Source organism: Pseudomonas sp. PDM02, assembly GCF_014852285.1.
Taxonomy (GTDB): domain Bacteria; phylum Pseudomonadota; class Gammaproteobacteria; order Pseudomonadales; family Pseudomonadaceae; genus Aquipseudomonas; species Aquipseudomonas migulae.
In genome coordinates this window covers 157792-179131 of record NZ_JACVBL010000002.1, presented here as the reverse complement: position 1 = coordinate 179131, position 21340 = coordinate 157792, and the positions used below count along the sequence as shown (strand labels likewise).

Sequence of the window (21340 nt, the reverse complement as noted above, 5' to 3'; positions counted from 1 at the left end):
TCAGGACTCCAGGGAACCGTCGAGGGTTTTGAGCGCATTGTATAGGTTCGGGCGGCGATCACGGAACGAGCCCCACGCACTGCGAATGTGCTCCAGTTCGTCGAGGTCGAAGCGATGAACCAATACGCCTTCTTCGGTTTTATTGAGTTCCTGAACCTTCTCGCCGAACTGGTTGGCGATGAACGACGAGCCGTAGAAGGTAATGTCGTACCCGTCCTGCTCCTCATTGCCGATGCGATTACTGGCGATCAGCGGCATCAGGTTGGCACCGGCATGGCCCTGTTGCACACGCTGCCAATGATCGCGGGACGAGATGGTCTTGTCGTGCGGCTCGCTGCCGATGGCGGTCGGGTAGAACAGAATTTCCGCCCCCAGCAACGCCATGCTGCGCGCGCATTCCGGGAACCACTGATCCCAGCAGATGCCTACGCCGATTTTCGCGTAGCGGGTGTTCCAGACTTTGAAGCCGGTATCGCCCGGGTTGAAGTAATACTTTTCGTGATAGCCAGGGCCGTCCGGGATGTGGCTTTTACGATAAATCCCGAGGTTGGAGCCGTCGGCATCGATGATCGCAATGCTGTTGAAACGTGCGCGGCCGGCCAGTTCGTAGAAGCTGATCGGCAGCACTACTTGCAGTTCTTTGGCGATTTTCTGGAAATGCTTGATGGCGACGTTGTCTTCAACCGTCGTGGCCAGTTGCAGGTAATCCGGGTTCGGCTTCTGGCAGAAGTACGGCGCCTCGAACAGTTCCTGGATCAGGATGATCTGCGCGCCTTTGGCCGCAGCCTCACGGACCAGCCTTTCAGCGGTTTCGAGGTTGGCTTCAAGGTCCCAGGAACAGGCCATCTGGGTGGCGGCGACGGTAACGATACGGCTCATGAATCATCTCCGGGCAAGTGCTGTGGGTCGAGTTTGGCATCGACCGATGACAGAAAGGGAAGCGCCGGGCGTGAAGAGACACGCCGCGGCAATGGCGACTTTATAGCCGATAAAAATCGGCTTTAAAAGCGATTAATCTTCCTTCTGTCGAAAACAACAGCACTAAAACCCGATAACAATCGACTAATCATTATCCCCCTGTGGGAGCGGGCTTGCTCGCGAATGCGGTGTATCAATCAACAAAAATGTCAGCTGATCCACCGCATTCGCGAGCAAGCCCGCTCCCACAGGGGTTATGCGTTTACAACCCCTCGGCGAGCACCTTCGCCAGCATGTCGACAAAGAAATCCACACTCTGGCGCGACGTAACCATCGGCGGTTTGATCTTGAGGACGTTCAGGAAATCACCGGTCGGCTGCATGAAAATCCCCAGCTCCCGCAGCCGGTCACACAGCGCCGTCGTTTCCTCGGTTGCCGGTTCCAGAGTCTCACGGTTGCGGATCAACTCGACGCCCAGATAAAAACCGGAACCGTGCACCGCGCCCACCAGCGGATGACTGTCGATCAGCGCCTCAAGACGCTCCTTGAAATACCCGCCCACGACCTGGGCGTTTTCCCAGAGTTTTTCCTCTTCCATCACATCCAGAACGGCCATGCCGATCTGGCAACTGACCGGGCTGCCACCCGCCGACGAGAAGAAGTAGCCCTCGGCCTCCAGCGCTTCGGCGATTTCCCGACGGGTGATCACCGCGCCCAGCGGTTGGCCGTTACCCATGCCTTTGGCCATGGTGATGATGTCCGGCACCACGCCCTGTTCTTCGAAGCCCCAGAAGAAATGGCCCATGCGTCCGTAACCCACCTGCACTTCGTCGGCGATGCACACGCCGCCCTGCGCACGAACCATTGCATAGACCTGTTTCAGGTAACCCGGCGGCAGCGAAATACCACCGGCATTGCCATACACCGGCTCGCAGATGAAACCGGCCAGCGGGCGACCTTGCTCGGCGATTTTCGCCAGGTTGTGTTCGACGCTGCGCACATAATCCGGCGCACTGTCCGGGCCACGGAATTCGCCGCGATAGGTGTTCGGCGCGGTCACCGGGTGCACCCAGTCGGGACGGCTGCTCAAGGCCTTGGGGTTGTCGGCGATCGAGGTCGAGACCGCGTCCGCGCCCACGGTCCAGCCGTGATACGCCTCCAGCACGCTGATGATGTCGCGACCGCCGCTGTAGGCCCACGCCAGACGGATCGCCAGGTCGTTGGCCTCGCTGCCGCTGTTGACCAGGAACACCCGGTCCATGCCCTCCGGCGACAGTTTCAGCAAGCGCTCGGAAAACTCGGCAACCGCTGCGTAGTTGAACCGCGAGTTGGTGTTGAGCAGCGACCATTGACGACTGGCGACCGCGGCCATGCGCGGATGACCGTGGCCAAGCACCGCGACGTTGTTGAGCATGTCGAGGTAGGAGCGACCCTGCATGTCGATCAAGTGATTGCGCCAGCCACGCTCGATGCGCGGCGGGTCGACGTAATAGTGCTTCTGGGTCCGGGCGAAACTGGCGTCGCGGCGCGCCAGCAAAGTCTGCGCATCGAGCTCTGCCTCGGCATCGCACGCCAGCCCCAACAACGCTGCCGGCGACGGGCACAACGCTTGCCAGGCGGCCGCGCGCGAAGGCGTGCAAAACAACGGCGCATCGAGCGCCGCGCCTCGGCACAACTGCACCCGCAACGGGCCGCTGACCGAACCCAACACCTGGCCTTTGACCAGTGCCGCACCAGTGTGCAGCGACGGTGTCACGCCCCACAACCGCACGCTCAACTGCGGGCCGTCCAGTTGCAGCACACCCGACGCTGGTTGATGCACAACCCCGGCAAACGGCGATTCGACCGCAGTGCCATGAGGCACCCGCAGCTCGACATGCAACGGGCAGGTGTCTGGTTCCGTCGCACTGTCCGGGCGGGTGCGGGACAAACGGTATTGTCCGTAACGGCTCGCTGCCAAGCGGTGGGCCGCAGCCGCTTCGCTCAACAGACGCTGATCGATCCCCTCCTGTTCCCAGTTACCGGCCTCGAAATGCGGGCTCAATACACCCAGATCGATCAAGGCAAATTCACGCCCGACCAGGCTCGGCAGCAGCGGTGCGAAACCTTCGCTGCCGATGTCCGGCAGGCTGTGGCCGACCGAGGTGAGGATCGCCGCTTCCATCAACGCCAACGGCACCGACGTGGCCACGCGGAAAATCTCCCACTCATGGGTCAGGTTGTCGCGACTGTAGGCATTACCCGGGTCGATGCTGACCTGCTGCTCGCCGCTGAGCACCAGCACCGCCGCCCGCGCAACGATCAATGGCCACAGCGCCAGCAGCTCTTCGTGTTGCAACGGATTGACCGCGTGATAAGCCTGAACCGCCGGCAAAATGTAGAACGGATCGCCACCGGCATGGTGCAGCAGCGCCGCGCAGGTCACCGACAGGTCGGTAATGCGCCACGTGCGGACCAGATCGCCGAAATCGATCACGCCCTGCAATTGCCACTGGCGTTGTGCATCGCGCTGCCAGACCGCGTTGTCGTCGGTGATATCCATGTGAATGGCCTGTACCGGCAACTTGTCCACCAGCGGCTGCAAATGCCGCTCGGCCTGTTCGGCCACTTTGGCGATCAACGCGCGTTGTCGGTCATCTTCAATCACCGGCAGCAAATGCGCGATCAACGCATTCGCGTGGCGGGCGTCCCACTGAAGGGTGCGCTCAAGGCCCGCATGATCGAAAGCGGCCAGCGCCAGGTCCATTTCGCCGCAGAGCCGGCCGAAACCGGCCACCACGGATCCGGGCAGATGATCGAGATGTGTAAGCGACTGGCCCTCGATGTATTCGAGCAGGCGTACGTGCACCGCTTGCCCGTCGATTTCCAGTGACAGCAGGTCGGCGCCGCTTTGCGCGGTGATCACTCGCGGCACCGGCACACCGGAGTGTTCGGCCAGATGCTTGAGCCCGGCATGCTGGGCTTGCAGCTCCAGCACCGAATAGTCGCCCCGGCAGATTTTCAGGACGAAACGCCCATGCTTACTGTCAACGCGGAAGTTGAGGTCTTGCTGGCTGCCGAGCGCCTGCAGCTTTGCGCTCAGCCCGTAATGCCCCTCGAGCAGCTCAAGCGCTTGCTCCGCAGACACTTGCGGGCTGGGCAAACTGGCGCGATGAATCAACGTGGCGAGCGGCATACAACAACCCCTGAAATTTTATTAGGCGCTTATATCGCCACCGCATCGGTCGATAATCAACCCCCTGTTTACGCCACAAAACCCAAATTGCAGACACAACCCTCTTGCACCACCACTCTCCTGCCGACAAGCTATGATCTTCGCTATATCGTCTGACGGAAAAAAAGGCTGGCCCACATGCGTATTCTTATCACCGGCGGCGCCGGTTTCATCGGCTCTGCCCTGGTTCGCCAGCTGATTCGGCACACCGAGCATGAAGTGCTCAACCTGGACAAACTGACCTATGCGGGCAATCTCGAATCGCTGACCAGCATTGCCACCGACACTCGCTACGAGTTCGTGCAGGCCGATATTGTCGACCAAGCCACCGTGAGCGCCGTACTGACACGTTTCCAGCCACACGCCATCATGCACCTGGCGGCTGAGTCCCATGTCGACCGCTCCATCGATGGGCCTTCGGACTTCATTCAAACCAATATCGTCGGCACCTACAGCCTGCTGGAAGCCACTCGCGCCTACTGGCACACGCTGGCCGAGCCGGAAAAAAGCGCCTTCCGCTTCCACCATATCTCCACCGACGAAGTCTACGGCGACCTGCACGGTGTCGATGATCTGTTCACCGAAACGACTTCGTACGCGCCAAGCTCGCCGTACTCCGCCAGCAAAGCGGCCTCGGACCACCTCGTCCGCGCATGGCAGCGCACCTACGGGCTGCCGGTATTGCTGACCAACTGCTCGAACAACTATGGCCCGTTCCACTTCCCCGAAAAATTGATTCCGCTGGTGATTCTCAACGCGCTGGCCGGCAAACCGCTGCCGGTCTACGGAAACGGCCTGCAGATCCGCGACTGGCTGTTCGTCGAGGATCACGCACGAGCGTTGCTCAAAGTAGTCACCGAAGGTGTCGTCGGCGAGACGTACAACATTGGCGGACACAACGAACAAACGAACATCGACGTGGTGCGCAGCATCTGTGCCCTGCTCGAAGAACTTGCCCCGGTCAAACCAGCCGGTGTTACCCGATATGCCGACTTGATCACCTTCGTCCAGGACCGCCCCGGGCACGATCTGCGTTACGCGATCGATGCCGGAAAAATCGAGCGCGACCTGGGTTGGGTGCCGGAAGAGACCTTCGAAACCGGCCTGCGCAAAACCGTTCAGTGGTATCTGGAAAACCTGGAATGGTGCCGCCGCGTTCAAGATGGCAGTTATCAGGGTGAACGACTAGGCTACACCGATATCAAGGAGTTACTCGCATGATGAAAGGAATTGTGTTGGCTGGAGGGTCGGGCACGCGCCTGCACCCGATCACGCTAGGCGTTTCCAAACAGCTGTTGCCGATCTACGACAAGCCGATGATCTACTACCCGATCTCGGTGTTGATGCTGGCTGGCATCAAGGAAATCCTGGTGATTTCCACCCCGCAGGATCTGCCGCAGTACCGCAACCTGCTGGGTGACGGCAGTCAGTTCGGCGTCCATTTCAGCTACGCCGAACAGCCTACGCCGGATGGCCTGGCCCAGGCGTTTCTGATTGGTGAGGAATTCATCGGCGACGACCCGGTGTGCCTGATCCTCGGTGACAACATCTTCCACGGTCAGCACTTCGGTGGCCAGTTGCAAAGAGCGGCGCAGCAAACCAGCGGCGCGACGGTATTCGGCTATTGGGTCAAGGACCCGGAGCGCTTTGGCGTGATCGACTTCGACGCAGAAGGCCGCGCCATCTCGATCGAAGAAAAACCGCTCAAGCCAAAGTCCAGCTATGCGGTCACCGGGCTGTATTTCTACGATAACGACGTTATCCGCATTGCCAAGGCCGTCAAACCGTCACCGCGCGGCGAGCTGGAAATCACCGATGTGAACAACGCCTATCTGCAACGCGGCAAACTTCAGGTCGAGCGCTTTACCCGCGGTTTCGCCTGGCTCGACACCGGCACTCACGACAGCCTGCTTGAAGCGTCGCAATACGTGCAAACCATCGAGCACCGCCAGGGACTGAAAGTGGCCTGTCTCGAAGAAATTGCCTACATGAATGGCTGGATCGATCGCGAGCACTTGCTTGAGCGAGCGAAGTATTTCGGCAAGACCGGTTATGGCCAGTATCTCTATACGATTGCCGGAGAAGCGTAATGAAAGTCACCCCCACCCAGTTACCAGGTGTGCTGATTATCGAGCCGAAGGTCTTTGGTGACGAACGTGGGTTTTTCTATGAAAGCTTCAATGTCCGTGAGTTTGAAAACGCCACCGGCCTCAAGAAAGCGTTCGTTCAAGACAACCACTCGCGTTCGCGAAAAGGCGTGCTGCGTGGCATGCACTATCAGGTGCAACACACCCAGGGCAAGCTGGTTCGGGTGACTGCGGGGGAAGTACTCGATGTGGCCCTTGATGTCCGCCGCAGTTCGCCAAACTTCGGACGCTGGGCCAGTGTGCGTTTGTCCGCACAGAACAATCGTCAGTTGTGGATACCGGAAGGCTTCGCCCATGGCTTCCTGGTACTCAGCGAGTACGCCGAGTTTCTCTACAAAACCACCGACTATTACGACCCGGCGTCAGATCGCTGCATTCGCTGGGACGATCCGACACTGGCCATCGACTGGGAACTGGAAGAAGCGCCTCAACTGTCAGAAAAGGACCAACACGGTAAAAGCTGGCAGGAATCTGAACTGCTTCCATGAAAATCCCTTTGCGAATTCTCATCATTGGCCAGCACGGCCAGGTCGCACGCGAACTGCAGCGTCGCTTGAGCGCGGCTGATGAACTCATGGTGCTGGGGCGCGATCAACTCGATCTGGCTCAACCGGAGCAGATTCGTCAGCAGGTCCGGCGCGTTCGTCCCGACCTGATCATCAACGCCGCCGCTCACACGGCGGTCGATCGGGCAGAAAGCGAACCTGAGCTGGCGTTCGCCATCAACGCGACGGGCCCGGGAATTCTGGCCGAAGAAGCACTGGCGCTGGGCATCCCGCTGATTCACTACTCCACCGATTATGTGTTCGACGGCAGCAAGGGCGAGCCTTACAACGAAGCCGACGCGCCCAAGCCGCTGGGGGTCTACGGCCAGAGCAAACTGGCTGGCGAACAAGCCATCACGGCGGTGGGGGGCATGCATCTGATTCTGCGGACCAGTTGGGTCTACTCGGCCAGTGGCAGCAATTTCCTGCTGACGATGCAGCGTCTGCTGCAAGAAAAACCCGAGTTGCGCATCGTTGCCGATCAGATCGGCGCGCCCACCTGGGCCGGCACGATCGCCAACAGCACCCTCGCGCTGATCGAGCGCTGGCAGGCCGGTGAGCGGGGCGCCTGGGGCACTTATCACCTGACCGCTCAAGGTGAAACCTCATGGTTCGGTTTCGCCCAGGCCATCGGAGAAGCGCTGCGCAAACAGGGCAAGCCTTGCGCACACCTGTTGCCCATCCCTTCCAGCGAATACCCGACGCCTGCCGCCCGACCGTTGAACTCGCGCCTCGATTGCAGTCGGCTGCTCCGCGAATGGGGCGTCAGTCAGCCAGACTGGCAAACCGCGCTGCGCGAGTGTCTTGCCGGGCAAGCCTAGGCATAATGCGCCTGTACCCTCAGGCGCCTGATGCTCATGACTCCGACCCTCCCCCGCAGACCCCGTTGGCGTAGCCTCGCCCTGCTGGCGCTGTGCCTGGCGCCGTTGCTGTGGCCGCTGGAGCATCTGGCCGAGCGTTACTACCGCAGCGAACTGGCCGGGCAGAACCGGCAGACCCTCGACCTGTACGTCGCCAACCTGCTGGGCACCCTGCACCGTTACGAAGTGCTGCCGCAGATCCTCGGCGACCTGCCGGCCCTGCGCGCCACGCTCGGGGCCCCCGACGACGGTGTGACCCAAGGCAATGCCAACCGCCTGCTGAAGAACATCAGCGCGCAGACCGGTGCCGAAGTCATGTACCTGATGGACACCACCGGCAAGACCCTCGCGGCGTCCAACTGGGACAAACACGACAGCTTCGTCGGCCGGAATTTTTCGTTTCGCCCGTACTTCAGCGAAGCCATGGCCGGGCGTCTCGGGCGGTTTTTCGGGCTGGGCACCACCTCGGCCAAACGCGGTTACTTCTTTGCGGCGGCCGTGCGCGACGGTGAAAAAATCCTCGGCGTGCTGGTGGTCAAGGTCGACCTGGACCACACCGAAAGCCTTTGGGGTAAAACCCCGGAACAACTGCTGGTCACCGACCACAACGGCGTAGTCATCCTCACCTCGCGGGCAGAATGGCGATTCCGCGCGACCCGGCCACTGGGCGAGGGCGAGCGCGAGGCAATCACCGCGATTCAACCCTATCCAACCCGCGACCCGAAGCCGTTGAATCTCAATCCCGACGCCTGGCTGACCCAAACCCGGCAGATCGACGAAACCGGCTGGAGCGTCAGCATTCTTGCACCGCGCACCTTGATTGATCGCCCGGTGCGCACGGTGGTCGCCATCGGCGGCGCGACGCTGCTGGTGTTGATGCTGCTGCTCGGCCTGATGATGCAACGGCGCCGTCACTACCTTGAACGGATCGCCTTCGAAGCCAAGGCCCGGCGCGAACTGGAAGGCCGGGTCGCTGAACGAACCAGCGACCTTGAAGGCCTGAACCGCCGACTGAAACAGGAAGTGCTGGAGCGCGAACACGCCCAGCAGGAACTGGTACGCGCCCAGGATGACCTGGTGCAGGCCGGCAAGCTGTCGGCGCTCGGGACCATGTCGGCAAGCATCAGCCATGAACTGAATCAACCGCTGGCCGCCATCCGCAGCTACGCGGAAAACGCCGAAGTGCTGCTCGATCATCAGCGCACCGACGATGCGCGCGGCAACCTCAAACTGATCAGCGAACTGACCGGCCGCATGGCTTCGATCATCGCGCACCTGCGTGCCTTTGCCCGGCGTGATCGCCACGCGCCGGAAAGCGTCGCGCTACAACCGGCACTCGACGACGCGCTGGCGCTGTTGGCCAAGCGTCGGCGGAGCATGGAAGTCGAGCTGATCCGCGATTTGCCCGCCGCCACGCTGTGGGTCGAGGCCGGGGAAACCCGTCTGCGCCAGGTGCTCGGCAACCTGCTGGCCAACGCACTGGACGCGCTGACGGAAAAAGGCCCGCCGCGTAAACTCTGGTTGAGTGCCCAATCCACCGCCGACGGCGTCAATCTGTACATTCGCGACAACGGCCCCGGCTTTTGCATGGAAGCCCTTGGCCGCGCCAGCGAGCCCTTCTACACCACCAAGACCCGCACCCAGGGGCTCGGTCTGGGGCTGGCGATTTGCGAAACCCTGATGCGCGCCTTCGGCGGTGAACTGTCGTTCGCCAACCACAAGGAAGGCGGCGCCCTGATTACCCTGAAACTGCGCGCAGGCGCACCGGGCGTGAGCCTGCAACCGTCCGAGGACCGAAGTGCATGACCATCGACAACCGCATCCAGGTCGTGCTGATCGACGATGATCCCCATCTGCGCCAGGCCCTGAGCCAGACGCTGGATCTGGCCGGCCTGAAAATCCTGCCGCTCGCCGAAGCCAAGGGCCTGGCCGGGCAACTGGAGCGCGACTGGCCGGGCGTGGTGGTCAGCGATATCCGCATGCCCGGCATGGACGGTCTCGAACTGCTGACTGAACTGCACGCCCAGGACCCGGAACTGCCGGTGCTGCTGATCACCGGTCACGGCGACGTGCCGCTGGCGGTGCAAGCCATGCGTGCCGGGGCTTATGACTTTCTGGAAAAACCCTTCGCCAGCGACGCCTTGCTCGACAGCGTGCGCCGCGCGCTGGCCCTGCGCCGACTGGTGCTGGACAACCGCAGCTTGCGTCTGGCCCTCAGCGACCGCAATGAACTGAGCACAAGACTGGTCGGGCAATCGGCACCAATGCTGCGTCTGCGCGAGCAGATCGGCGCACTGGCGGCGACCAAGGCCGATGTGCTGATCCTCGGCGAAACCGGCGCCGGCAAAGAAGTCGTGGCGCGGGCGCTGCACGATTTGTCGAACCGGCGTAACGGCCCGTTCGTGGCGATCAACGCCGGGGCCCTGGCCGAATCCGTGGTGGAAAGCGAGTTGTTCGGTCACGAGCCGGGCGCGTTTACCGGTGCGCAGAAGCGCCGTATCGGCAAGTTCGAATTCGCCAGCGGCGGCACGGTTTTCCTCGATGAAATCGAAAGCATGAGCCTGGACGTGCAGGTGAAATTGCTGCGCTTGCTGCAAGAACGTGTAGTCGAGCGTCTGGGCGGCAATCAGTTGATCCCGCTGGACATCCGAATCATCGCCGCGACCAAGGAAGACCTGCGCCAGGCTGCCGATCAGGGCCGCTTCCGCGCCGACTTGTATTACCGCCTGAACGTCGCCCCGCTGCGCATTCCGCCGCTGCGCGAACGCGGTGAAGATGCGCTGATGCTGTTCCAGCACTTTGCCGATGAAGCCAGTGCTCGCCATGGCTTGCCGCCCCACGAACTGCAACCGGGGCAACGGGCGCTGCTGCTTCGTCACACCTGGCCGGGCAACGTGCGGGAGTTGCAAAACGCCGCCGAGCGTTTTGCCCTGGGCCTTGAACTGGCGCTGGACAACAACGCGCCGGATGGCACGGCGGGCCCAACGGTTGAAGCGGTCAGCGGTGGCTTGAGCGAGCAGGTGGAAAACTTCGAGAAAACGCTGATTGCCGCCGAACTGGCGCGCTCTCACAGCTCGGTGCGCAGTCTCGCCGAAGCCCTCGGCATTCCGCGCAAAACCTTGCATGACAAACTGCGCAAGCACGGCCTCAACTTCGCCGACAGCGGCGCCAGTAGCCACACCGACGAACTCGATTGAATCCGTCATCACTTCAAACAAGGGGCCCTGCATGAGCCGCGACAGTCGTCACCTGGAATCAGTCCTCCACCACGACATTCCCCTGACGCAAGCCATGGGCATCAAAGTGCTCGACTGGCACGACCAGCAACTGCGCCTGCACTTGCCGCTGGAGGCCAACGTCAATCACAAGAGCACCATGTTCGGCGGCAGTCTGTACTGCGGTGCGGTACTGGCGGGTTGGGGCTGGCTGCATTTGCGTTTGCGCGAAGAAGGCATTGAAGACGGGCACATCGTGATTCACGAAGGGCAAATCAGCTATCCACTGCCGGTGACCATGGACGCGACCGCGATTTGCCAGGCGCCGAGTGCGGCGGTATGGAAGAAGTTTTTGGCGATGTATCAGCGCTATGGAAGAGCGCGGTTGACGCTGCATTCGCGGATTGTGAATGCCGATAGCGATGATGACGCCGTGAGGTTTGCCGGGCAGTACGTCCTGCACCGGTAAATCGGAACGCCACAAAACCTGTGGGAGCGAGCCTGCTCGCGATGGCGGCCGTCCAGCCAACATCGTAGTTGCCTGACCCGCCGCCATCGCGAGCAGGCTCGCTCCCACAAAGAAAGGTCTTAGCCGCGTGCCAGTTCCAGCAACTTTTCACGCCAGGCAGCCTTTGCAGGCAGCGCCAGGAAAAACGCGTTCCGCAAAGACTCCCGCGCCGGATAGCTGAACGGCACGCCGCTCAACTCCAGCACTTCACCGCCCGCCCCTTCCAGCACACCCTGGGCCGCCGCCGTATCCCACTGCGAAGTCGGCGCCAGACGCGGGTAACAATCCGCCGCCCCTTCCGCCAACAAACAAAACTTCAGCGAACTGCCGATGTTGGCCAGTTGCAGCTCACCCAGGCTGTCGCTCAATCCGGCGAGCAAGCGCTCTTGCTCAGGGCTCGAATGCCGACGGCTGGCGACGACCGTGAAGGCCTCGCCCGGTGCGGGCACGGTGCGAACCTGAATCGGCAGCGGCTCGGCGTCCTTATCACCACGCCAAGCGCCCAGACCGGCACCACCGACGTAGAAGCGTCCATTGGTCGGCATCGACACCACGCCAAACACCACTCGCCCCTGCTCGATCAACGCAATGTTGACGGTGAATTCTTCGCTGCCGGAGATGAATTCCTTGGTGCCGTCCAGCGGATCGACCAACCACCAGCGCTGCCAGCCGGCACGCACGCTCTGCGGGATATTGGCGTCTTCTTCAGACAACACCGGGATGCTCGGGTCCAGCGCGGTCAGCCCGGCCAGAATCAGATGATGAGCGGCCAGGTCGGCAGCGGTGACCGGTGAATCGTCGGCCTTGGCGGTCACGGTCGTGCCGGTGCGCCAGAACGGCAGGATCGCGTCGCCAGCCTTCAATGCCAGTTCAATCACCGGCGCCATCAATGGATGAGGGAAAATCATGGCAGGAACACTCCGCGCTGGGTCAGCAAATCTCGGGTCAGGTACAGCGCCGCCAAGGCACGGCCCTCGGTGAATTTCGGGTTCTGGGCCAGGGCCGACAACTCTCGCAGGTTGATCTTGTCCACGCGCATCGGTTCAGGCTCGTCGCCTTCAAGCCGCTCTTCGTACAGATCGGTGGCCAGCACCACCTGAATTTTCTGGCTCATGTAACCCGGCGACAAGGACAGCTCGGTGAGGTGTTCCAGTTGTCGCGCGCCATACCCGGCTTCTTCCTTGAGCTCACGCTCGGCCGCCGCCAGCACGTCTTCACCCGGCTCGATCAAGCCTTTGGGCAGCGACATCTCGTATTCATCGGTGCCGCCGCAATATTCCTCGACCAGCACCGCGTGATCTGCGTCGAGCATCGCCACAATCATCACCGCGCCATACCCGGCGCCTTTGCCGACCAGCCGCTCATAGGTGCGCTCCACGCCATTGGAAAAGCGCAATTTCAGCTCTTCGACGCAGAACAAGCGGCTGGTGGCGACGATCTCGCGGGCGAGGATGGTGGGTTTCTGGCGCATGAAAAGCTCCTTGGCGTGAACGCGTTACTATACCCGGCCTATCCTGATTGTTGACCTCGGATATCTCTTTTACCGCTGGAGAAGTTTTTTATGTCCCTGCTGCCCTGGCGAGACATCGACACCGTTCTGCTCGATATGGACGGCACGCTGCTGGACCTGCACTTCGACAACCATTTCTGGCTGGAACACCTGCCCCAGCGTTACGCCGAATTGCACGGGGTGAGCCGGGCCATGGCCGAGATGGAATTGCAGCCGCTGTTTGAACGCCATGCCGGTCAGTTGCAGTGGTATTGCCTGGATTTCTGGAGCGCCGAACTGAAGCTGCCGGTGCGCGAGCTGAAACTTGAAACCGCACACCTGATCGCGTTGCGCCCGGACGCGGATACGTTTCTGGAGGCGATCAAGCAGGCCGGCAAGCGGGTGGTGATGATCACCAATGCACACCGGGATTCGCTGTCACTGAAACTGGAACGAATTGAACTGGCGCCGTATTTCGAGCGATTGATCAGCTCGCATGATTACGGTTTTCCCAAAGAGAATCCGCAGTTCTGGCAGGCATTGCAGGCGGATATCGGTTTTGATCCGGCGCGCAGCCTGTTTATCGACGATACGTTGTCGATCCTGCGCAGTGCGCGGGATTTTGGCGTGGCGCATTTGTTGGCGGTGAAGGAGCCGGACAGCCGCAAGGGGCCGAAGGACACGGCGGAGTTTGCGGCGGTGGTTGATTATCGTGAGCTGATAGCGGGGCTTTAGACCGAGTCGCGCCTTTCGCGGGCAAGTCGAATCGTCGCACCGCTCGCTCCTACAGGTTATCGCATCGTTCACGAACGACACCTAACCTGTAGGAGCGAGCGGTGCGACGATTCGACTTGCCCGCGAAGGCCATAACGCGGTCTTGCGCCCTACTCAGGAATCCGCAACGACTGCCCCGGATAAATCTTGTTCACATCCTTGAGCATCGGCTTGTTGGCTTCGAAGATTTTTTGATACTTGTTGGCATCGCCATACACGCGCAATGAAATCGCGCTGAGGGTGTCGCCCTTCACAACCGTGACAAATTTCGCGGCGACGACCACAGGCCCGGTCACCGTAATCTGATCATCCACGCTACCAACCCCGGCGATATTGCCCACGGCCAGCAGGATTTTTTCTTTCTCTTCCTGGGTCGCCACCTCACCGGTCACCGTGACTTTGTCGCCCTCTACCGTCGCCTGCACATTCGGATTGCCCAGGCCGACCTTGCTGATGTGTTCCTTCAACTGCTCGCTGGCATTGGCGTTACCCGGCGTCAGCAAATCGATAAGCTTTTCGCCTGCTTCCTTCACAAAGCTAAAAATACTCATGGTGCACTCTCCTTGGTTTTTGGTTCCAGACGCAAAAGCCTAGACCAAGGTTGCAACACCCGGTTCCTACCCGACCAATGACGCCGCTTGCCCCCAGGCGCTAGAATCCCGGCCTACCCGCGCCCTGGAGCGAAGATGGACATCAAGCAGCTGAAATTCCTCATCGCCCTCGACGAAACCCGGCATTTCGGCCAGGCCGCTGCACGTTGTCACGTCACTCAGCCGACCCTGTCAATGCGCCTGCGCAGCCTTGAAGAAGAACTCGAGTTACCGTTGGTCAACCGTGGCCAGCGCTTCGAAGGCTTCACCGCGCCGGGCGAACGGGTGCTGGCGTGGGCGCGCACGGTGCTCGCGGCCTACGACGGCTTGCAGGCCGAAGCCGCCGCCTGTCGCGGTAACCTGGTCGGTACGCTGCGGCTGGGCGTGGTGCCGTTGTCGAGTTTCGACCCGCTGCCGCTGCTGCAACGCTTGCACGGCGAACACCCGAACCTGCGCTTCGAACTCTCGGCGCTGAGCTCCGAACAGATCCTCGAACAACTGGCGAACAATCGCCTGGATCTTGGCGTGTCGTACCTGGAGCGTCTGGACGCCGAACGTTTCGATTCCCTGGCGTTCAGCGAAACGCGCATGGGCCTGCTCTACGACCAGCGCTTCTTCACGTTCGGCGAGGCGCCGCTGAGCTGGGAGTCGCTGATCGAATTGCCGCTGGGCATGCTCACCAGCGGCATGCATTTCCGCCAGTCCATCGACCACAATTTCCACAGCCGCGGCCTTACTCCGCAGCCGTTGTTGCAAACCGATGCCGTGCATCAACTGTTACAAGCTGTTCATGGTGGATTGTGTTGCGCCGTGATGCCGCTCGAAGGCGGCCTGGAAAACCTGACAGACCATCTGCGCCTGCAACCGATCGAAAACGCCCAGACCCTCGGCCGGCTGGGGCTGATCATGCGGCGCAGCGCACCGCGCTCGGCGTTGGCGGAGGCCTGTTTCGCGATCTATCAACAATCAATGACAAGCTCTTGATCGACGCCATCTATCGGCAGATCAGTAATAGCGATTAGACGCGACAACTTGTCGCGCATAGGCTTAAAGCTGACTAAACCGTCGGTGATGCCCCCATGAACGCCAAGCGTCCTGTTTGCGCGGCGCCAGCCCTCGAAGCGCCCGCGCCCGCCGCCAGCCAAACGTACAGTTACAGCGATTTTCAATACACCGAATCGGCCAGCACCGCGCTCGCCGAGGAAGTCGCGTTGGCGATTGCCTATAACGGTATCAGTCAGGCAGTGATGCTGGTGACGCCGACGGACCTGGAAGACTTCATCGTCGGTTTCAGCCTCGGCAGCGGCATCATCGAAGACGCCTCCGACATTTATGACCTGCAACTGAGCGGTTCGGGGTCGGCGCAGTACGCGCAAGTGACCATCGCCAACCGCGCCTTCTGGAACCTCAAGCAACAGCGTCGGCAACTGGCCGGCACCAGCGGTTGCGGCCTCTGCGGCGTGGAAGCGGTCGAACAGGCTCTGCCAGACCTCAAGGTGTTACCCGGTGCGCCACTGCCGCCCGCCGAATGGCTCGACGGTTTGCGCCAGCGTATCGGCGCGTTCCAGCCACTCGGCCAGCATTGCGGCGCGGTGCATGCGGCGGTGTTCATGAACGCTCATGGCGAATTGCTGCTGGGCCGCGAGGACATTGGCCGGCACAACGCGCTCGACAAGCTGATTGGCGGGCTGATCCGGCAAAAGATCCCGACCACTGGCGGCCTGGCGATTGTCACCAGTCGTTGCAGCCTCGAATTGATCCAGAAAGTACTGCGCGCAGGCATCCAGACCCTGGTCAGCCTGTCGTCGCCCACGGGCCTTGCCGTGCAATGGGCCCGTCGTCACAACCTGAACCTTATCCATCTGCCACAGAAGAATGCGCCGCGGGTCTACAGCCCGGCTTTGGAGAATCAAGCGTGAGTCAACACCGTCAAGCCGACCAGAAACCTGTCCCCCGCTATAAGCCCTACAAGGGCCCAGCCGGTGGCTGGGGCGCACTGATCAGCGTCGCCCAGGCCTGGTTGACCAGCGACAACGCGCTGAAAAACCTGCGCATCATGCTCAAGACCAACCAGAACGGCGGCTTCGACTGCCCGGGTTGCGCCTGGGGCGATTCGCCGGAAAAGGGCATGGTGATGTTCTGCGAGAACGGCGCCAAAGCGGTGAACTGGGAAGCGACCAAACGGGCCGTCAACCCGGCATTCTTCGCCAAACACAGCGTCACCTCGCTGCTGGAACAAAGCGATTACTGGCTTGAATATCAGGGGCGCCTGACCGAGCCGATGCGCTACAACGCCGAAACCGATCGCTACCAACCGATCAGCTGGGATGAGGCCTTCACCCTGATCGCCAAACATCTGCGCGGTTTGTCGAGCCCGGACCAAGCCGAGTTCTACACCTCGGGACGTGCCAGCAACGAAGCGGCTTTCCTCTATCAATTGTTCGTGCGCGCCTATGGCACCAATAATTTCCCCGACTGTTCGAACATGTGCCACGAGGCCAGCGGTGTCGCGTTGGCGCAGAGCGTTGGCGTCGGTAAAGGCACCGTGACCTTCGACGACTTCGAACACGCCGATGCGATTTTCGTCTGGGGCCAGAACCCCGGCACCAACCACCCACGGATGCTCGAACCGCTGCGCGAAGCCGTGAAGCGCGGCGCGCAGGTGGTGTGCATCAACCCGCTCAAAGAACGCGGCCTGGAACGTTTCCAGCACCCGCAACACCCGATCGAAATGCTCACCAACGGCGACAAACCGACCAACACCGCCTATTTCCGTCCGGCCTTGGGCGGCGACATGGCGGTACTGCGCGGCATGGCGAAATTCCTGCTGCAATGGGAGCGCGACGCGCAGAAAGCCGGTGAGCCTGCCGTGTTCGACCACGACTTCCTCAATGAACACAGTGTCAACGTGCTGGAGTACCTGGGCACCGTCGACGATACGCCGTGGGAGCAGATCGTCGAGCAGTCCGGCCTGACGCTCGTGGAAATCGAGCAAGCAGCGCGCATGTATGCCAAAGGCAAGAACGTGATCATGTGCTGGGCGATGGGTATCACCCAACATCGCCATTCGGTTGCGACCATCCAGGAAATCGCCAACCTGATGCTGCTGCGCGGCAACATTGGCCGCCCCGGTGCCGGCCTGTGCCCGGTGCGTGGCCACAGTAACGTGCAGGGCGACCGCACGATGGGCATCAACGAGCGTCCGCCGGTGGCGTTCCTCGACTCCCTGGAACGTCGCTTCCAGTTCAAGGTGCCGCGCGAAAACGGTCATAACGTGGTCGAGGCGATTCATGCCATGGCCGAAGGTCGTGCAAAAGTGTTCATCGCTCTGGGCGGTAACTTCGCCCAGGCCACTCCGGACAGCACGCGCACCTTCCAGGCTCTGAGCAACTGCGACCTGACCGTACAGATCAGCACCAAGCTCAACCGCAGCCATTTGGCTCACGGCAAGGAAGCACTGATCCTGCCGTGCCTGGGCCGCACCGACATCGATATCCAGACCGAAGGCCCGCAAGCGGTGACCGTGGAAGATTCGTTCAGCATGGTCCACGCCTCCAACGGCCAGTTGCAGGCGTTGTCGAACCAGATGCGCTCCGAGCCTGCGATCATCGCCGGTATCGCCGCTGCGACCCTGGGCAGCAAACCGGTGGACTGGAACTGGCTGGTGGCCGATTACTCGCGCATCCGTGACCTGATTGCCGATACGATTCCGGGCTTCAAGGACTTCAACGAGAAGATCAAGAATCCGGGCGGCTTCTACCTCGGCAACAGTGCCGGTTCCCGTCGCTGGAACACCGCGTCGGGCCGGGCGAATTTCCGTGCGAACGTCCTGCCCAAGGATCTGGTGCACGAGCGCACGCGCTCCACAGGCGTGTTGCCGGACCTGATCATGCAGTCGATGCGCTCCCACGATCAGTACAACACCACCATTTATGGCCTCGACGACCGTTATCGCGGCGTGAAAGGTCAGCGCGATGTGTTGTTTGTGAACGAGGCGGATATTATTCGACTGGGGTTCAAACCGGGGCAGAAGGCTGACATCGTTTCGATCTGGGACGATGGCCGTGAGCGTCGGGTGAAAGGCTTCACACTGCTGGCGTTTGATATTCCTGCGGGGCAAGCGGCGGCGTACTATCCGGAAGTGAATCCGCTGGTGCCGCTGGAGAGCACTGGGGATGGCAGCCATACGCCGACGTCGAAGTTTGTGGCGATCCGGTTGGAAGCGGCGAGTGAGATCGGGTTGATTTTGGCGAAGTCTGCTTAACTCGGCAGCAGGTCTGGCCTCTTCGCGGGCAAGCCTCGCTCCTACAGATCAGTAGTGATCTCACGGTCACTGCAAAACCTGTAGGAGCGAGGCTTGCCCGCGAAGGCATCCGACACGACTACACCTGTATCCGCACCGCCCGATTACTTTCCAATCGCCCACAAAAAAGGCCGTTTTTTCACAAAAACGGCCATTCCGAAGTAACTAAAGACCGGCGAAAAACACTTAAGTTCCAGCTAAAAAACAGTAACTTATAGAAATGTGCTGAAGTCGTGTTACTCGTCGGATTTCGATTGTCAGCCTTACGACACAGCCTCAGGATCGCGCCGTCATCCCCTTGAGGTTCCTCAAATGAAGTTCTCCTCGATTCTCTTGTTGTCCCTTGGCCTGGTCAGTGGCTTCGCTTCTGCCGGAGGCACCACCGAAGCAGGTGTGGGCGGCGCATTGGGCGGGGTTTTGGGCTCGGTCGTCGGTCAATCGCTAGGCGGCAACACAGGTTCAACCATTGGCGCAGCCCTGGGCGGCGCGGGTGGTAGCGCAGTCGGCGCAGACAAACGCAGCCGTGGCGAAGCGGCCATTGGCGGTGCGTTGGGCGCAGCAGGCGGTAACGTGGTCGGCCGCAGCATGGGCGGCACCACCGGCAGCCTGATCGGCTCCGCAGCAGGCGGCGGCGCCGGTGGCGCGCTGGGTAACTACATGGGCAACAAAAGCGATGATGATGACGATGATCGTCGTTCCTATCGCGGTCATGGTGATCGTCGCTATTACCGGGATGACCATCCGGGTCGCGGCCATGCTTATGGCCACCGCAAGCACAAACATCGCTATCACGACTGAGGCTTGAATCGCCTCGTTTACCGGTAGATCAAAAAAATCGCAGCCCAAGGGCTGCGATTTTTTTTGCCCCTCAAACCACCAATCGCTCCAGCGCACCGCGCAACCCGGCAGGAATCGCCACGGGCTGATTCGACACCCGATCCACAAACACATGCACGAAACGCCCCGCGGCGCAGGCTTCGTCTTCACCGGCCTTGAACACCGCCAATTCGTATTGCACCGAGCTGTTGCCCAACTTACCCACGCGCAAACCGATCTCGATCCGGTCGGGGAAAGCGATTGAAGCAAAATAATCGCAAGCCGAACTCACCACAAAACCCACGACTTCGCCGTCATGAATATCCAGGCCGCCGACTTCGATCAAGTAGGTGTTCACCGCCGTGTCGAAGAAGCTGTAGTAGGTGACGTTGTTGACGTGACCGTAGGCATCGTTGTCGTGCCAGCGCGTGGTGATGGGCTGGAAGTGCGGATAGTCGGTGCGTTGGGGCATGGGGTTGGACATCAGGGTCGATTCCTAGAGTTGGATTGCGAGTTTAAGGCGGAAACCGCGTTATCGTTCATCGCCGGCAAGCCGGTCTCGCTCCCACAAGGGATCTCGGTCGTCCACAAACTCTGTGTTCACAGAAAATAAACTGTGGGAGCGAGCCTGCTCGCGAAGGCGCCATTGCAGGCGCCACATAAATCACCTATCACCAAACCCCTTGCCTACCGCCGCCAACTCCCCAATCAACCGCGCCGGCTGCCAGTGGTCACCCTGTTTGGTTTCCAGCTGCAGTAGCCGCTGATGAATATCCGCCAACCCCTGCTGATCCGCCCAGGCCATCGGCCCGCCCTTGTCCGCCGGAAAACCATAACCATTGAGGTACACCAGATCGATGTCATGCGCCGACGCCGCAATCCCCTCCTGAAGAATCTTCGCCCCCTCGTTGACCAGTGCCAGCAAGCAGCGCTCCAGAATCTCCTCAGGCCCGATCTCGCGACGCTGGAAACCCAATCCTTCGCTGACCTTCAGCACCAGCGCATCCACCTGCACATCGTGCTCAGCCTGGCGACTGCCCGCTTCGTAGTGGTAATAGCCGTTGCCACTCTTCTGCCCGAAACGGCCCAGTTCGCACAGACGGTTATCCACTTGAACCTGTGGCGCATCCTGCCCCTTGCCCGCCAGCTCCCGCGCCCGCCATTCGAGGTCGATACCAACCACGTCGTACATGCGGAACGGCCCCATGGCGAAACCGAACCCCTGCAACGCCGCATCCACCTGATAGGGGTAAGCGCCTTCAAGCAGCATCTTGCGTGCTTCCAGCACGTAGGTTTTGAGCATGCGGTTGCCAATGAAGCCCTCGCAGTTGCCCGACACCACGCTGACCTTGCCCATGCGCTTGCCCAGGTCCAGCGCGGCTTCCAGCACCGCCGGTGAAGTCTGTGCGCCACGAACGATTTCCAGCAGTTTCATGATGTGCGCCGGGCTGAAGAAGTGCAGGCCCAGGACTTGTTTCGGGCGGCGGGTGGCGGCGGCAATGGCGTCGATATCCAGCGCCGACGTGTTGCTGGCCAATATGGCTTCGGGCTTGAGCAGGCCATCCAGCTCGCGGAAGATTCTCTGCTTGAGCTCGAGGTTTTCGTAAACCGCCTCGATCACCAGATCGACCTCGCGGATCGCTGCGTAATCGGCAGCCGCCGTGACCCGTGCAATGCGCGCATCCGCTTCAGCCTGATCAATCCGTCCCTGCCGCACGTTGTGCGCGTAGGTCTCAGCCACGGTGGCCAGTGCCTGCTCAAGCATCTGCGGATTGTTATCGACCCACTGCACCGGCACCCCGGCATTCGCCAGGCACATGACAATGCCACGGCCCATGGTACCCGCACCGATGACGGCAGCGCGCTGAATGTTGAACGGTGTCTGGCTCATGGTTGTTCTCTTATTGGCGATCCAAAGACAGACCCCACCATAGTCAGCCACCCGGCTTTTTTGAAATTTA

At 61.0% G+C, this 21340-nt stretch carries 19 protein-coding genes; 12 read left to right on the top strand and 7 right to left on the bottom strand.

All coding sequences use genetic code 11. The annotated features are described in order from the left end of the window. Window positions 1-879, bottom strand: coding sequence for an N-carbamoylputrescine amidase (gene aguB / locus IB245_RS04340; RefSeq protein ID WP_008025021.1), 879 nt, complete (start codon window positions 877-879; stop codon window positions 1-3). Between the two features lie 301 nt (window positions 880-1180). Next, window positions 1181-4093: an aminotransferase gene (locus IB245_RS04335; RefSeq protein ID WP_192226769.1), complete on the bottom strand. Its 2913-nt coding sequence runs from the start codon at window positions 4091-4093 to the stop codon at window positions 1181-1183. Window positions 4094-4270: 177 nt separating this feature from the next. On the opposite strand from IB245_RS04335, the gene rfbB reads away from it, so the two are divergent. From rfbB to IB245_RS04300, 7 genes are read left to right on the top strand one after another with little or no spacing between them, the layout of a single operon-like run. Then, complete coding sequence (rfbB, locus tag IB245_RS04330) at window positions 4271-5353, top strand: dTDP-glucose 4,6-dehydratase (protein WP_192226767.1); 1083 nt, start codon at window positions 4271-4273, stop codon at window positions 5351-5353. Then, window positions 5350-6222, top strand: coding sequence for a glucose-1-phosphate thymidylyltransferase RfbA (gene rfbA / locus IB245_RS04325; RefSeq protein WP_008040111.1), 873 nt, complete (start codon window positions 5350-5352; stop codon window positions 6220-6222). The genes rfbB and rfbA overlap by 4 nt, the downstream gene beginning before the upstream one ends. Continuing rightward, window positions 6222-6767, top strand: coding sequence for a dTDP-4-dehydrorhamnose 3,5-epimerase (gene rfbC, locus IB245_RS04320; protein WP_008040112.1), 546 nt, complete (start codon window positions 6222-6224; stop codon window positions 6765-6767). The genes rfbA and rfbC overlap by 1 nt, the downstream gene beginning before the upstream one ends. 8 nt (window positions 6768-6775) lie before the next feature. Continuing rightward, window positions 6776-7645, top strand: coding sequence for a dTDP-4-dehydrorhamnose reductase (gene rfbD / locus IB245_RS04315; protein ID WP_192227010.1), 870 nt, complete (start codon window positions 6776-6778; stop codon window positions 7643-7645). Between the two features lie 36 nt (window positions 7646-7681). After that, on the top strand, window positions 7682-9490 hold the full coding sequence (locus IB245_RS04310; RefSeq protein ID WP_192226765.1) for a sensor histidine kinase: 1809 nt from the start codon (window positions 7682-7684) through the stop codon (window positions 9488-9490). Continuing rightward, window positions 9487-10881, top strand: a complete 1395-nt coding sequence (locus IB245_RS04305; protein ID WP_192226763.1) for a sigma-54-dependent transcriptional regulator — start codon at window positions 9487-9489, stop codon at window positions 10879-10881. The genes IB245_RS04310 and IB245_RS04305 overlap by 4 nt, the downstream gene beginning before the upstream one ends. 31 nt (window positions 10882-10912) lie before the next feature. Continuing rightward, entirely contained in the window at window positions 10913-11368 is a 456-nt protein-coding gene (locus IB245_RS04300) for a thioesterase domain-containing protein (protein ID WP_192226761.1), read from the top strand. A 119-nt stretch (window positions 11369-11487) separates the two neighbouring features. Here IB245_RS04300 and cysQ read toward each other — a convergent pair whose 3' ends face one another. Both cysQ and nudE read right to left on the bottom strand, forming a co-directional pair. After that, a complete protein-coding gene (cysQ, locus tag IB245_RS04295; RefSeq protein WP_008040116.1) occupies window positions 11488-12315 on the bottom strand; it encodes a 3'(2'),5'-bisphosphate nucleotidase CysQ in 828 nt (275 codons plus the stop codon). Continuing rightward, window positions 12312-12878, bottom strand: coding sequence for an ADP compounds hydrolase NudE (gene nudE, locus IB245_RS04290; RefSeq protein ID WP_008040117.1), 567 nt, complete (start codon window positions 12876-12878; stop codon window positions 12312-12314). The genes cysQ and nudE overlap by 4 nt, the downstream gene beginning before the upstream one ends. A 90-nt stretch (window positions 12879-12968) precedes the next feature. Here nudE and yrfG point away from each other — a divergent pair, with 90 nt between their 5' ends. Further along, window positions 12969-13631, top strand: coding sequence for a GMP/IMP nucleotidase (gene yrfG / locus IB245_RS04285; protein WP_008040118.1), 663 nt, complete (start codon window positions 12969-12971; stop codon window positions 13629-13631). Window positions 13632-13780: 149 nt separating this feature from the next. Here yrfG and lysM read toward each other — a convergent pair whose 3' ends face one another. After that, window positions 13781-14221 carry a peptidoglycan-binding protein LysM gene (gene lysM, locus IB245_RS04280; protein WP_192226759.1) on the bottom strand — a complete coding sequence of 147 codons (441 nt, stop codon included), beginning with the start codon at window positions 14219-14221 and terminating at the stop codon, window positions 13781-13783. 135 nt (window positions 14222-14356) lie between these two features. Here lysM and IB245_RS04275 point away from each other — a divergent pair, with 135 nt between their 5' ends. The 4 genes from IB245_RS04275 (at window position 14357) to IB245_RS04260 (ending at window position 19361) form a co-directional block, all read left to right on the top strand. After that, entirely contained in the window at window positions 14357-15244 is an 888-nt protein-coding gene (locus IB245_RS04275; RefSeq protein ID WP_008025038.1) for a LysR family transcriptional regulator, read from the top strand. A 95-nt stretch (window positions 15245-15339) separates the two neighbouring features. Then, window positions 15340-16179, top strand: coding sequence for a formate dehydrogenase accessory sulfurtransferase FdhD (gene fdhD / locus IB245_RS04270; protein WP_192226757.1), 840 nt, complete (start codon window positions 15340-15342; stop codon window positions 16177-16179). After that, window positions 16176-18524, top strand: a complete 2349-nt coding sequence (locus IB245_RS04265) for an FdhF/YdeP family oxidoreductase (protein WP_008025041.1) — start codon at window positions 16176-16178, stop codon at window positions 18522-18524. Before fdhD ends, IB245_RS04265 begins: the two co-directional genes overlap by 4 nt. Window positions 18525-18875: 351 nt before the next feature. Further along, entirely contained in the window at window positions 18876-19361 is a 486-nt protein-coding gene (locus IB245_RS04260) for a glycine zipper domain-containing protein (protein ID WP_008025043.1), read from the top strand. A 70-nt stretch (window positions 19362-19431) separates the two neighbouring features. On the opposite strand, the gene IB245_RS04255 is transcribed toward IB245_RS04260, so the two are convergent. Both IB245_RS04255 and IB245_RS04250 read right to left on the bottom strand, forming a co-directional pair. Further along, the gene (locus tag IB245_RS04255) at window positions 19432-19863 is read right to left on the bottom strand and encodes an acyl-CoA thioesterase (RefSeq protein WP_192226755.1); all 432 of its coding nucleotides are present in this window, start codon (window positions 19861-19863) and stop codon (window positions 19432-19434) included. Window positions 19864-20043: 180 nt separating this feature from the next. Then, entirely contained in the window at window positions 20044-21270 is a 1227-nt protein-coding gene (locus tag IB245_RS04250; protein ID WP_192226753.1) for a 3-hydroxyacyl-CoA dehydrogenase, read from the bottom strand. Between the last annotated feature and the right edge of the window lie 70 nt (window positions 21271-21340).

Excerpts from the sequence above, each read along its gene's own strand:
- aguB (WP_008025021.1), bottom strand. The coding sequence starts at position 879 with ATGAGCCGTATCGTTACCGTCGCCGCCACCCAGATGGCCTGTTCCTGG.
- IB245_RS04335 (WP_192226769.1), bottom strand. The coding sequence starts at position 4,093 with ATGCCGCTCGCCACGTTGATTCATCGCGCCAGTTTGCCCAGCCCGCAA.
- rfbB (WP_192226767.1), top strand. The coding sequence starts at position 4,271 with ATGCGTATTCTTATCACCGGCGGCGCCGGTTTCATCGGCTCTGCCCTG.
- rfbA (WP_008040111.1), top strand. The coding sequence starts at position 5,350 with ATGATGAAAGGAATTGTGTTGGCTGGAGGGTCGGGCACGCGCCTGCAC.
- rfbC (WP_008040112.1), top strand. The coding sequence starts at position 6,222 with ATGAAAGTCACCCCCACCCAGTTACCAGGTGTGCTGATTATCGAGCCG.
- IB245_RS04310 (WP_192226765.1), top strand. The coding sequence starts at position 7,682 with ATGACTCCGACCCTCCCCCGCAGACCCCGTTGGCGTAGCCTCGCCCTG.
- IB245_RS04305 (WP_192226763.1), top strand. The coding sequence starts at position 9,487 with ATGACCATCGACAACCGCATCCAGGTCGTGCTGATCGACGATGATCCC.
- IB245_RS04300 (WP_192226761.1), top strand. The coding sequence starts at position 10,913 with ATGAGCCGCGACAGTCGTCACCTGGAATCAGTCCTCCACCACGACATT.
- cysQ (WP_008040116.1), bottom strand. The coding sequence starts at position 12,315 with ATGATTTTCCCTCATCCATTGATGGCGCCGGTGATTGAACTGGCATTG.
- nudE (WP_008040117.1), bottom strand. The coding sequence starts at position 12,878 with ATGCGCCAGAAACCCACCATCCTCGCCCGCGAGATCGTCGCCACCAGC.
- yrfG (WP_008040118.1), top strand. The coding sequence starts at position 12,969 with ATGTCCCTGCTGCCCTGGCGAGACATCGACACCGTTCTGCTCGATATG.
- lysM (WP_192226759.1), bottom strand. The coding sequence starts at position 14,221 with ATGAGTATTTTTAGCTTTGTGAAGGAAGCAGGCGAAAAGCTTATCGAT.
- IB245_RS04275 (WP_008025038.1), top strand. The coding sequence starts at position 14,357 with ATGGACATCAAGCAGCTGAAATTCCTCATCGCCCTCGACGAAACCCGG.
- fdhD (WP_192226757.1), top strand. The coding sequence starts at position 15,340 with ATGAACGCCAAGCGTCCTGTTTGCGCGGCGCCAGCCCTCGAAGCGCCC.
- IB245_RS04260 (WP_008025043.1), top strand. The coding sequence starts at position 18,876 with ATGAAGTTCTCCTCGATTCTCTTGTTGTCCCTTGGCCTGGTCAGTGGC.
- IB245_RS04255 (WP_192226755.1), bottom strand. The coding sequence starts at position 19,863 with ATGTCCAACCCCATGCCCCAACGCACCGACTATCCGCACTTCCAGCCC.
- IB245_RS04250 (WP_192226753.1), bottom strand. The coding sequence starts at position 21,270 with ATGAGCCAGACACCGTTCAACATTCAGCGCGCTGCCGTCATCGGTGCG.